Source organism: Bacillus sp. FSL K6-0042 (assembly GCF_038006685.1).
GTDB lineage: Bacteria > Bacillota > Bacilli > Bacillales > Bacillaceae_G > Bacillus_A > Bacillus_A pseudomycoides.
Genome location: NZ_JBBOVS010000007.1, coordinates 1 through 12,920, shown reverse-complemented (window position 1 = coordinate 12,920; position 12,920 = coordinate 1). Strand labels below are relative to the sequence as shown.

Annotated in this window: 11 protein-coding genes and 2 pseudogenes; 11 read left to right on the top strand and 2 right to left on the bottom strand. The window is 34.3% G+C overall.

The annotated features are described in order from the left end of the window. From MHH45_RS27840 to MHH45_RS27830, 3 genes and pseudogenes are all read left to right on the top strand, one after another. A partial coding sequence (locus tag MHH45_RS27840; RefSeq protein WP_340863769.1) for a hypothetical protein occupies positions 1-202 on the top strand: 202 nt, incomplete at its 5' end. A 150-nt stretch (positions 203-352) separates the two neighbouring features. After that, positions 353-961 carry a DUF3967 domain-containing protein gene (locus MHH45_RS27835; RefSeq protein WP_016113400.1) on the top strand — a complete coding sequence of 203 codons (609 nt, stop codon included), beginning with the start codon at positions 353-355 and terminating at the stop codon, positions 959-961. A gap of 194 nt (positions 962-1,155) precedes the next feature. Next, positions 1,156-1,272, top strand: a pseudogene (locus MHH45_RS27830) (ATPase); the annotation flags it as partial. A 463-nt stretch (positions 1,273-1,735) separates the two neighbouring features. Here MHH45_RS27830 and MHH45_RS27825 read toward each other — a convergent pair. Then, positions 1,736-2,494: a CsxC family protein gene (locus tag MHH45_RS27825; protein WP_016113401.1), complete on the bottom strand. Its 759-nt coding sequence runs from the start codon at positions 2,492-2,494 to the stop codon at positions 1,736-1,738. Between the two features lie 389 nt (positions 2,495-2,883). On the opposite strand from MHH45_RS27825, the pseudogene MHH45_RS27820 reads away from it, so the two are divergent. From MHH45_RS27820 to MHH45_RS27805, 4 genes and pseudogenes are all read left to right on the top strand, one after another. Beyond that, positions 2,884-3,149: pseudogene (locus MHH45_RS27820) on the top strand (DUF3967 domain-containing protein); the annotation flags it as partial. A gap of 239 nt (positions 3,150-3,388) precedes the next feature. Continuing rightward, positions 3,389-3,898, top strand: coding sequence for a hypothetical protein (locus MHH45_RS27815; RefSeq protein ID WP_016113390.1), 510 nt, complete (start codon positions 3,389-3,391; stop codon positions 3,896-3,898). Positions 3,899-4,544: 646 nt separating this feature from the next. Continuing rightward, complete coding sequence (gene ltrA, locus MHH45_RS27810) at positions 4,545-6,194, top strand: group II intron reverse transcriptase/maturase (RefSeq protein ID WP_088094673.1); 1,650 nt, start codon at positions 4,545-4,547, stop codon at positions 6,192-6,194. 520 nt (positions 6,195-6,714) lie between these two features. Continuing rightward, the gene (locus MHH45_RS27805; protein WP_016113391.1) at positions 6,715-6,933 is read left to right on the top strand and encodes a hypothetical protein; all 219 of its coding nucleotides are present in this window, start codon (positions 6,715-6,717) and stop codon (positions 6,931-6,933) included. Between the two features lie 771 nt (positions 6,934-7,704). Here MHH45_RS27805 and MHH45_RS27800 read toward each other — a convergent pair. After that, a complete protein-coding gene (locus MHH45_RS27800) occupies positions 7,705-8,091 on the bottom strand; it encodes a hypothetical protein (protein WP_016117065.1) in 387 nt (128 codons plus the stop codon). A 624-nt stretch (positions 8,092-8,715) separates the two neighbouring features. Here MHH45_RS27800 and MHH45_RS27795 point away from each other — a divergent pair. From MHH45_RS27795 to MHH45_RS27780, 4 genes are all read left to right on the top strand, one after another. Beyond that, positions 8,716-10,200 (top strand): plasmid recombination protein, encoded by a 1,485-nt coding sequence (locus MHH45_RS27795; protein ID WP_088094674.1) that lies wholly within the window; start codon positions 8,716-8,718, stop codon positions 10,198-10,200. Positions 10,201-10,420: 220 nt separating this feature from the next. Continuing rightward, complete coding sequence (locus MHH45_RS27790; protein ID WP_088094675.1) at positions 10,421-11,098, top strand: Rep protein; 678 nt, start codon at positions 10,421-10,423, stop codon at positions 11,096-11,098. 673 nt (positions 11,099-11,771) lie between these two features. After that, on the top strand, positions 11,772-11,921 hold the full coding sequence (locus tag MHH45_RS27785; protein ID WP_016117061.1) for a hypothetical protein: 150 nt from the start codon (positions 11,772-11,774) through the stop codon (positions 11,919-11,921). A gap of 467 nt (positions 11,922-12,388) precedes the next feature. Beyond that, a complete protein-coding gene (locus MHH45_RS27780; RefSeq protein ID WP_088094677.1) occupies positions 12,389-12,589 on the top strand; it encodes a cold-shock protein in 201 nt (66 codons plus the stop codon). The last annotated feature ends 331 nt before the right edge of the window (positions 12,590-12,920 follow it).

The window sequence follows — 12,920 nt, the reverse complement described above, 5'->3', positions numbered from 1 at the left end:
ATTATCGGTAGCAAGGAACCAGGCGGCGCCTTACTCTCTCAAGGGGTTTGCCTGGTTCTTTTTTTCTTCGTTTATGCATGATTTTATACATGGTTGGTATAGCAAGGATTCTAGGGATTCCCGCTATTTTGTTTTTCCTCTTTTCTTGCATAAAATCTTGTATAAATTAAAAAAAGATTTTGATGCTGTTATCGTGAAGTAACGAGTCTCTAAGCTGGGGATTGTAATACGTACTAAATAGATTATCCATGTGAAGATTATGTAAGTTGAAAATGAAAATAAGTAATATGTGAATTATTAGGAAAAAGGGTATATCATTGCTATAGCGAATATATTTTTGAGGTGAAACGCTATGAAGACGCTTTATAATCCTAGTGATGTGGTTGAGCAATTAGGTATCCAATCATCTACATTACGTAAGTATGCAGACGTGTTAGAAAAAGAGGGTTACACTTTTATAAAAAACGAGCGTGGGCATAGGAAATATAGAGAAAGTGATGTAATGGTATTCCGTAAGGTTATAAATCTAAAGAATGACACAGATATGACACTAGAAAATGCCACAAAGCAAATTGTATCATGGCATCAAGGTGTTGAAGTGTTGCCATTGGATCGACATGAAGTTGAGCGCTATGAAGAACCGGATTTCAACGCTACAACGCTACAGAGGATGATTCAAGATCAAAAAGAAGTCATTGAAAAACAAAATGAGTTGCTCCAGGAATTAACCAAACGACTAACTGAGCAAGACCAGCGATTCATACAAAAAGAATCAGAGTTATTGAGCGCTATACAAACGATACAGGAATCCCAGGCACTTATAGCGACGAATACTAGCGAAGATATGGCGAAGAACCAGGGCCGTGATGAGATGCTCATGCAAACAATAAGGGAAGTCCAGGAAGTTAAGAAGATGATTGCAGCAAGTAAAGATAAGAAATGGTATGAGTTTTGGAAATAATCTTTTGAAATTTGATTAATTATCTCTCTCCTTCTCTGAAAATACAGGGAAATAAATCCAATGCTTACGGTATAATTTTCAATGTTATATGGGGACAGAGAACATTGTTTAAATTAAGATTACGCCTGAAGAACTAGAATTGGTTGCTAAAAGGCAGGATAATTTAAGAGAGAGTGTTGAGTTGGGGATGATAAATTGAAATTGTTCCTAATCAAAACGGTGGCATATACAGTGTTTATGGAGTAACTGCTCAGGGTGTTATTATTACTGCACAACGAGTTTTGAATACAGAATTAACGCAGATTCTTTAGTAATTAAATAAAGGGGATTGGTTACCTTTATTTAATTGCTGAAAATCATAGATTATAGAACATTAATAGTTAATGTTTATTATATTGTAAAAAAGTATTGCTATTTTTGTAAGCGCTTACTATAATAAAGGTACAAGGATTCACAAAATCTTAATATAAGAATAAAGGAGGAAATAACATGGAAATCGCAATGGCAGTTTTAAAATTTGTAGGTGGAATAATTCCATTCGTACAAGAACTTTTAAAAGCATTTATGTAAGCTTTTTATTCAGCAATTATTTATAAAAATTATCATACAAATGATCTGTATATCAAAGATGAATTGATGTGTAGATCATTTGTGTGAACAATCTTTAAATAAGAAAGGAGAATCCCCAAAAAAATATGGGATTCTCCTTTTTTTAGTGCATGAAATGTTGCAAAATAACTGATTTGATTTAAGAATATTAATGAGAATTTTTAATTAGCAGCTAGATTGTCCAGTTGATCCACCAATTCTTACTTGTTGAGTTTGTAATACTTTCAAAGTAAGATCAAGAACGATTTTTTCACGTAAGTGGTCAAATGTTTTTTCATGATGTTTACCACATGATTCTTCATGATGTTTATCATGATCATTATCACATGGTGAGAAGTCAAGCTCATAAAATTCTGCACTAATTATTTCACAAAATGGTTGTTCATTATAGAAAACATTATTTTCAAAGAAGAATTTGTCTAAACGAGGAACATCAGTGTTTTTTGGATTAATAAAACGAGCTTTATTTTCTGAAGAAAAAGCTATGATTGGGTTAGAAGAAAAGTCATTTCGAGTTAAGTCAGCAAAACCAGAGAATCGAACCTTTGCAATTTTATCATGAATCACGCCATTGCAGTCTTTAGCAGCATATTCAATATTTTTACGAATAAAACCTTCTACAAATAATTTTGCTCTTGTTACTCGTAAATACCCTGTTCCATCAATTGGTTCATATTCAACAGGTACTAGTTTACATTGTTGTAAAAATACATCTTTTAATACTCTTTTAATTTCTACTGCTGGTGGACAAAGTGGGATATTTGCTTCTACTACAATTTGAAGTGTTCTTTCTGCTAATACAACTGGAATTTTAACTATTGGATTTCTTGTAAGAAGAGGCGTTGCTGGAGTATCACTGAACGGAATTTGTGTTTCTGCTTTAACCTTACAATCTTTATTGTGATCGTGTTTGTTTTCACTCAATTAAAAAACCTCCATTTATTTTTGTTTTTTGAGTGTTTTCATACCTACTTTAATATGGTATTTAATATATCTATTTGTGTGCGGGCTTGTATAATAGTTACTTTTCTCATTTTGAAATAAGAAAAACTAAATTAGATTACTTAAAATTCATTGCACTATATTGAATAGGACAGCATATATTATAGTGTGGATCGAGCGTCGGACACTTGTTTTACACTTATATATAATTAAATAAATCTCCCATAACAAGAAAAGGAACCTACTAGTAGGTTCCTTTTCTTGTTATGGGGGTAGAAGAAGCAATCGTACTGTGAAGTGAAAAGCAACTTACAGAAAATGTAACTATGGCTTAAACTTATTGGGGATCTGAGGTAGCCAAGAACTTAGGGATTGGCTCAAGTACTTTGGGTAAATATTGCTTTGCCCTGGAAGAAGCCGGATATCCTTTTGAGCAGGGTAACAATAACTCGAGAGTTTTTTTCATAAAGACGTAGCAACTATAGAACGGATGATATCAGCTGTGAACAAGAAGAGTATAACGTTAGAACAGGCTATAAACCTAGTGATATCAAGCGTTGAAGAAAATGAGGTAGCAACTGTTGCTACAGATAGCGTAGCAGATACAGAACAGAAGAAATCACTTTGGAATCGTCTGTTTGGTAAATAAATTATAATTGAATGATGGAAAGAAAAGCTCGCTTCTTATTTGAAACAAGATAAGCGAGCTTTTTTGGATACTATCGATAATGAGACGTTATGTTAATTTTACATGTATATGATATATATTATTGCTTTCCTTTGGACAAGTATAGACAAGTAGAGACAAGTATACAAGAAAAACAAGCTCGTTTTACATTTAATATATTAAATTCAAACAAAGGAGCTTGATTACTTATGTCATCAAAAAATAGATTGCATTTCAATCCTTGTGAGTTTCCACTTCCTATTCAGGGATCTTCAGGATCAACACCACAATCAGCATTCAGGGCTGTTAGGGATGTTACTAATGCTTCTATACCTGTTCCTGCAGACACCGATGTACAAGTTTTATATCCGAATGAACAATACGATCTAATAAATGAACATAGTACTTTTACTTCCACATTTATTCCAGAAACAAAAGGTATATACTCTATTATTGCAAGTGTTCAATTTAGTCCTGTTACTTTCACCAATCCTTATAGAGTGCGAATAGCCATCAGAGTAAACAATACTGACGTATCCCGAGATAATGATTTCTTTAGTATAATCCCATTTGACAATGATGTATCTGTTTCTACTAACATTCAGTTAAATGCTGGAGATCAAGTACAGGTATTTGTGCAAAGTTCTGTAGCTGGTGAAATCGTTTCAGATCCTGCAACTACACACTTTGAAGCTACTAGATTTCCATCTCCAACATAATAAAACAAGTTTATTTTCTTAACTTCCGATAACATTGATTATGGTGCGACAAGAAGTTGCATTCCCACAGTGTAGCTTACGCTACCCCTCTAGACGCAAAGAAGGTCTCCATCCGAAACTGTATTTCTGGTAACGGGAATGTAGGTTGCATGAGGAAATGCGGAAACAGAGGACAAATGCATGGTCCGGAACACTGCTAGGAGAAGATAGGTATGGTAAACGAGAGTGAAGGTTTGTAAGCTTCGTAAACGTTAGCTCAAGATAATGCATGGCTTTGCTTGGGTATTGGCAAGAGGAAAAGTAGGGTCATAATACTACTGTGCTGCGTCCCGCATCTTGCTCGGAGTAAAGAACCTGCCTAACCCTATCGCATCTGTGGAATGTGGAACTTGGTAAGCCCTATGTTATCTGTATAAACAGTAGAGAGATCGAAAGGTCAAACGATGTAACAGAGGGTATGGGATATGGGAGAAAGCAAATGCCGTTATACCGAAAGGTAACAGGAAAGCAAAAAATGTATAACTGAACGGATACTGTCGTCCTTTTGGACACATTATGACAGACTTGAAAGAGGGCCCACTTCCCATAGGTCTTCAACACATAAATACATTTGTGGTTAACTTCTGATGAAAAGGAGCGTGCAGTTATGAACACCTCAGAAAGAGCGTCGGCGCACGCTTCATATACAAATTGGAATTCAGTAGATTGGCATACAGTCCAAAAGTATGTGATGAAGCTACGACAAAGAATTTATCGTGCCGAACAACAAAAGAAACTTAGAAGAGTCAGGAAACTTCAACGATTACTCCTACGGAGTGAAGCTAACTTACTGTTGTCCATTAGAAAAGTAACACAACAGAATAATGGAAAGCGTACCTCTGGAGTAGACGGTTATACAGCACTTCATTCTGGCAAAAGAAACGAATTATACCGACAGCTAAAGAGGCTCAGTATATTTCAACATCTTCCCAAGCCAGCGAAACGAACCTATATCGCTAAGAAAAACGGAAAACTGAGACCTCTCGGTATTCCAACTATCAAAGACAGAGTCTATCAAAATATGGTGAAAACGGCGCTAGAACCGCAATGGGAAGCACGATTTGAACCCGCCTCATACGGGTTCCGACCGAAGCGGAGTACACACGATGCCATTAGTAATATCTTTAATAAGATTAACACAAACAGTAAGAAAAAGTGGATATTTGAAGGTGATTTTAAAGGATGCTTTGACCATCTAAGTCATCATTGGATACGAAAACAAACTTATAGTTTTCCAGGAAAAACACTGATTCAGCGATGGTTGGAGGCTGGATATATAGATCAACATTCTTTCTCTGAAACAAAGGAAGGAACTCCGCAAGGAGGAATTATATCCCCGCTTCTAGCTAACATTGCATTACACGGAATGGAGGAGGAACTTGGCGTTATATATCGAAAGACATATAAATTCAATGAAAGCTACACAATTCATCCTAAATGCAAAATAGCGATTGTTCGATACGCGGATGATTTCGTTGTCTTAACAGAAACGAAACAACAGGCTCAATCCATATATGAAAAGATACAACCGTACTTGAATAAAAGAGGACTTGAGCTGAGTATTGAAAAAACAAAGGTGACTCACATTGAAGAGGGATTTGATTTCCTAGGTTTTTCCGTACGTCAGTACAAAACGTGGCAAGGGAATAAATTACTGATTAAACCCAGCAAAGATAGCGTTAAGAAGGCAAAGGAAAAGATAAGGGATACGTTCCGCATCATGAGAGGACAGCCTATTAGGGAACTCATTAAAGTGTTAAACCCAATTATTAGAGGGTATGGACAATATTGGAGACATGTCGTATCTCAAAAGACATATGATAAAATCGGTCATTATATTTTCGAGAAAATATGTAAACATCTTATCCGATTGCACCCTAAGAAATCATGGAAATGGATAAAGAAGACTTACTTCAAAAAGCCTCATCACGGAGGCAAGAAATCTTGGACTCCGACCTGTCCTCTAACAAATATCCAGCTCTTACAAATGCCTTGGTTTAAAATCAAACGGCATGTGATGGTCTTATATAAGAACAGTCCCGATGACCCTACTCTTAAAGAATACTGGGAAAAGCGAGACCGTAAGGTCTTTGATGGAACTAATACCTTAGATAGAATTAAACTGGCGAAAAAACAAGGGTATCGTTGTGCGTTATGCAGACAACCACTACAAAATGGAGAAAAGGTTATTATACGTGATTTACCAGTACACTCAAATAAGGTTACAAAGCTAGTACATGTACCTTGCGTCAAGTAAGAAGTTGTTTGGATAAAAAGAAGGCTTGAGCCGTATGACGGGAAAGCTGTCACGTACGGTTCTTAGGAGAGTTAGAGGCAGTGATGCCCCTCGCTTATCCGACTGAATGAAAAGTCCCTTCAGAAGATGAAGGGACTTTTCTAGGTTTCTAGATACATGGACTGCTTGCTGATAAGTGGTATTATGTAAATCTAGCATGAATATAGTATATATCGTTATTTCCTTGTTTCTTTATTCTTTATATTTGCATGCTAAACATGCTTGTATCCTATATTGATACAAGCAATTATATATACCCTATCTATTATAGTACATAAATCAATAATGCAGGTATTGTAGTACATTGTAATGAGAGAGGAGTATGTTTTATGGAATTACGCCCTCCGAAGAAAACTATGTATGAAAATATACCACAACCCAAAATACTATCTCTTTGGAATATAGGCTATTAAACAAGCTCTTCTTGTATTTAAACATAGAATAGAATGAATTCTATATTTCTAGAAGGGAGTGTTTTTAAATGTTTAATAATCATGATAAATGCGTATGTGATCAGTTAGCGGTTTTACAATTAGGTACAGAAGTAGATATTTTTTTAAGTGGGAATACAATCGAAGATGTTATTTTTGTTAATTTCAATCCAGAAAATTTTTGTGCAACTTTTGTAGATAATGAAACAGAACCAGGAACTGTAATTGTTTTAGATTGTCGAGATATTTTAGCACTTCGAATTGAATAATTAGATAGAAAAAAAGAGCTTTTTTAAAAGCTCTTTTTTTATTTTTATAACTAAAAATAAAAAGATTATTCTTAGTTAATTGTGATTATACTAATGAAATTTTATGGAGATGAAAATCTAGCTGCTTCAAAATGTGTTCCTTCGTTATTTAAAATAGTCATATTTCCTCCGCTAATAATTGTCCATATTTGAACTTTATCCCTTTTATTTAATTGTAGAATAGTACTTACTCTTACTGCATGAGGTCGTCTAACTAATTTTGGTACGAAATAGTGATCTTCTTTAACAATATCGATACCATTTACACGTATTAACATGGTTGTAGTGCGAGGATTATCAAAAGGAATATTAGCAAGAAATGCTGCACCTGCAGTAATAGCATATACTCCTTTTCTTCTAGGAACAAAGGTTGAATCGGATATATTATACTCATCTTTTAAATCAAACTGTTTAGTTTCATACGTAATCTGTTGAATTTGTGTTGTAAGTACATTCTGATTAAATGCTTTTACAGCTCTAAATGCGGATGGTCTAATTAATTGTAGTAAAGCTACTATAGGATTACCCCCTTTTACATTAACTTATGAATTATGTGAAAAGAGTGATTGGACCAGAGGTTTTGCTTTGATTTGAATGTATACTTTTCTAGTAGTTTTTGAGGAAAATGGGTAAGTTGCGATAAAGTCAATGTTTAAAGGGAAATGAATGTAAACAAATAATAAAAAGTTTACATTCACTTTTTTGTATGAACTTTGAGGTCTAATCAATTTATTAAATGAAATTTTGAGGAAAACATTCACGAACACCAGAATTTCTCAATGAGTTAAATAAAGCTGCAGTGATGATTAATATAACATTGGTATCCGTTCCATTTTCTAAATCATAGATTGCCCAGTATGCATTATCAATTGTAAAAATACATTTTCGTTCTAATTTAAATCCAGGTGGTACAGTTGGAAGTGTAGTAACTGGTACACACACGTCTGTATCTCCTTCATCTCTGATAAAATCGAAAGTTTGCTCGTCAATTTCATAGATATTAACTGGATCAATCTCCACACCTTTATCTGGAACTGTAATTTCATCTTCAACTAATAGGAAAAAGCGTTCGTTTCGAAAATTGAAAAGACATCTCGCACCAATTTCAAATGTTGCCATTTTATATGCGCCTCCTTAGCAACTTTTTTATAGATTTAAAGTCGCTTCTACATAATATGCTAGAGTAATAGATTTGGTTAGGGCATGTCCCTGCGTAAAATATTTTATGGTGATTTTTTAAGGTATTCTAAAATAAACGAATATGTAAAAGTCTACATTCGTTTTTATTTTTTATATTCGATAATGGGCAATCCATATTGATCAGTCATAGAGGGTTGGAAAAATCTTATTGGAAATAACTATATATTGCGTCTGTCAACGGTAAGCGGAACGGAGTGAGCATTAAGGAGTTGACTGATTCACCTGTTCCAAAACCCTCTTGTGGTTGTCAAACGGTACCCGTTTGACCCTGCCTACCGGCGAGGGAGCCCCCTCAAAAAATGAGGGGGTTGGGGGAGTTTGTTAGATGGGGTCTGGGGAAGATTTCCCCAGTGGGTTTGGGCAAAGCCCAAGGTTTGTTTTTGCCATGCTGGACATGGCTCGGCAAAGCCGAAAAGCGTCGCAGACCCCTATTGATTTTGATACGAAGTGTCAAAATACGTATAGGGTTACTCTAATTGACTCCATTTCATCGCTTTGCTAGACTTATGGTATCAATTAATCTAGGGAAAGTGGTGGCACTTTATGTTGGGTTCTATCTCATTTAATCAATCTCACCAAAGTTCATTGAGTCACAATAACAGAGAAAATATTCATGGGAATCCTGGCATAGATCCAGCCAGGTTACACGAGAATATTTACTTTGTTCAAAAGGACATCCGAAGTGTGTACAAGGATGTCTTTCAAGAAGCGGTGGACAAGTATAACGAGAAACAAAAACGGAATGACCGTAAGATTGATGACTACTATGACAAAATACATAAAGACGATAAGACGCATGAGCAACGAGAACTCGTTGTAGCGATTGGGGAAGGCAAAGACGACCCAAAGTATAGGGAGACCAAAAAGGAGGCGCTGAAGCACTATGCTGAGGCGTTTCAGGAGCGAAATCCAAATTTAGTAGTTTATAACATGGTTTTACATGATGATGAAGCCAATCCGCATTTACATATTAACTATGTACCGAATTTCGAAAGTAGTCGAGGATTAACGAGGCGTGTCGGAATGGATAGAGCCTTGCAACAACAAGGTGTACAAGGAACAGGGAGAAAGTTAATTGCGCATTGGAGAGAATTAGAAACGGCTTATATTGAGCAATTAGCGAAAGAATACATTCCAAATTTTGAACGTGCCAATGTAGGTTCACATAAATACATGAAAGTCCGTCAATACAAGGAATATGCAGAAACAAAATCACTTGTTGAGAATCAAGTACAAGAAAAAGAAACGCAGTTACAAACGATTGATCATCATTTAAAAAGTGTTGAAGAGAAAACAAATGAATTACAAGTAGCAAAAAAGAGTTTGGAAAGTGATGTCGTTGATAAGTACAAAGAATTTGAGATAGTGAAACAACAAGTAGAGAGTGAAAGTGAAAAGCTGCAGCTAATTGGCCAACGTCATGTAGAGTTAGAAAAAAGAGTAAAACAAATGCAAAAAGAATTAGATAGTGTTGCGGATCAAGTACCAAATGAACCTGTTAAAATTCCATTTTTGCGTAAAGAAGTAATAACAGAAGTGCAGGATAAAGTGTTTGGAAAAGCTGAAATCACGAAGAAACAAACAAGAAATTATGTGTTATCACCAGAACAATATCAAGAATTAACAAAACAAGTGAATGCAGCGGTTACTATCAAAAAAGATTATGGGCGTTTGAAAACAACAGATTTTGTGAAAGAAAATGAGAGTTTACGAGCAGATAATAAATATTTAGAAGAAACAATAGAGGGTAATAATCTTGCTTTAAATCATTCTTATAAACAAAATCGTGAATTGAGAGAAGAAAATAAAGAATTACACACTGAAATAAGCCGGTTAAAAGCTCATGTAAGGGGTTTGAGGGAAAATATAAGAGTTTTATACAACTTGTCAAAAAAAGTTCTTGGAGAGCAATTTAAGGCGTTTAGAGATCTTGTTAAAAATGAATTGAGTAGCCAGGGAATAGATAATCAATTTGAACGTGAACATAAGAAAAAAATTAATAAACATCGAGGGTTTGACGTGGAATGATAAAAAAATGGGGAAACTTTGTTTTTATCTTCAAGGTTATTGAAAACGTGATAGAATGAAAAAAAGAGCCATGCTGGAACATGACTCTTTTCATAGGGTATTCTACGAAAATACCTAAACTTCATTTATCTGATTATAGATTATCATAATTTGATTTATAATCAAATAGCAAATTATAGGTATTTTTGTTGATTCCCTTAATTTAGAGGAGGAATTAACAATGAATGAAGAATTGGGACAAGCTTTAAATCAAGCTGATAGAAATGCTAGAAATAGAGATTTTGAGAAAGATGGAAAACAAAGAGATCAAGCTGAAGAACTTAAAAAATCTCTTTTACAACAGTTAAAAGAACTAACTGGAGAAGACCATTATGTTGGAACTAATAAAGATCCATTTGCTGGAGAACCATTTAATCAAGTAATGCATAGAAATTTAGATTTATTGAATAGTATTGGTTATTTAACTCAAGCAGAAGAAAGTTTTTTATTTAGAATTCAAGCTTATTTGGAATTTAGAAGTAATGTCATTATTTGTAGAGATGATAAATTTAAAAGGAAACGAAAGAGCGTTGAGGACGATTTTGAGTTACCAAAAGCGGCAACTGTTTCTGAAATTGCTGAAATGATAGGGAAATCAAGGCAAAAAACATCAACTGTTATGAATTCATTAAAGAAAAAAGAAATTTTACTTAATCCAGAAGGTGCAGGACAAATTATTGAAAATGGTCGCACTGTAAGTTCTAGAACATGGGTAGTGAATCCTTACATAATGATTTGTGCACCTCGAAAAAATGAAGTGAAACTTGATAGATTAACTATGAGATTGTTTCAACATTCTTTGAAAAATCTTAAAGACCAAAATGGTAAAAAAGTAAAATTACCGGCTAGATTTTTTTAGACTGTATCAAATTGATACAGTCTTTTTTTATATGTACTTTAAAGTATTTATGTAATTTTTTAGGTGTCACGAAAAGGTGACAAAAAACAAAAAAGTGTCACCTTTTCGTGACACCCTGAAAAGTGCATTAAACCCAGTTATATCAAGGGATTTACACGCTTTTTGTAAATCCTCTCTATTATCACTATTACTAAGGGCTAAAAGTTCCGCAAGGAACAGGTAGTATTTTTTGAGAAACCCACTCAAAAAATCTCCACCTTTTCCGCTTCGCTCCATCCTTGCAAAACTTTTTTCGGCTGGTGTGCTTTTCTCGCCAAGCCGACAGACAAAAAGCAAAGCAATGGTTCTCGACTTGAGCAAGCAATTATACGAGCCGAACCGCTTAGATCATTCGTCTTAAGATAGTTCTTATTCAAAAAATAGATACGTAATACGTGGGGTTTCGCCCCCACACGACGAGCCAGCACTTTAGCCAAAAAGCAAATTTCAAACCAAACGGCCAGAATAAAACTACATTAAGTAAAAAAATAATAAGCTGTCCATATGGACAGCTTATTTACATAATTTTTGTTGTAGGAAACTAATAAAGTAATAAGGTTTACTTCAGTAAAATAAGGTATATTATATTTGTTGAATAGATTCTCTTTAAAGACAAGAAAAGTAGGTGAACAAAGTGGGAAAATATCAATTAGATTACAAAAGTCAGGTAGCTGTGACAAAGTTTCATGAAAAACAGACGCCTGCTAAATTTGATAAAAAGCAGCAAATTGAAAAATTGCGTGCGGAGTATTTGAAAAAGAAACAAAAACAAGCAGATAAATAAATTGTGAAAAATGCTATGAATATTTATTTATAGAGAGTTAACATAAAGTCCTATTATCGGGATTCAATGTATTTAGAAGACTATTAAAAGTCCTCCAGATTGTTTAACTGGAGGACTTTTGTGTTCACATAATTACCGTTATCAGAAGTAAAATTTAACTCGAAAATAGCTAATTTTATCAGTTGTTGAATGTCTGAAAAAATCAAACCAATGATATTGTCGAGATCCTTTGGCAACTTCTTGTTGTGATGACTATCATAGTGACTTTTTCTCCAGCAACCACTATTAGTGGCTAATTACCATAAGGACTTATTTTTGAAATTTGCTATTTTTTAGAAAGTATGTTAATTTAAGAAAGACCTATTTTTGTTCGGTTTGAGATTAAGAATAAATTTTGTTTTTCGTCTAAGGTATTTGAGCAAGGGTAGTAACATATGTGTGGGTATCCACACTAGGAGGCAACAATTATGGAACAAGGTAAAGTGAAATGGTTTAATGCAGACAAAGGTTTTGGATTCATCGAGCGTGAAGGTGGAGAAGACGTATTCGTACATTTCTCAGCTATCCAAATCGACGGTTTCAAATCTTTAGACGAAGGACAAAGTGTAACGTTTGAAGTAGAACAAGGACAACGTGGCCTACAAGCTACTAATGTTCAAAAAGCTTAATATTAGCTGATGAAAGACCCTCTTGTAGGGTCTTTTTTTGATTTTGTTACAATATTCCGAATACAACTTTTTTAAGGGGATTTGGGGTGCTTAACTTTTAATAAAAAAGAAGATGTTAGAAATCATAATTTTAGCATTATGGGCTTTTTTTTTTAGTTATCTTGCAATTATATTAGGAATACCAAAAAACGGATTATATATAGTCGTAGAATTTCCAATCTTATTTGTTGGTGGACTTTTGATTGTGCATCTATTTCAAAATAAGAATGAAAATGGAAAATAACTTTGTTTGATTGTATATCTCATACACATCTAGTTAACATAACGCCAC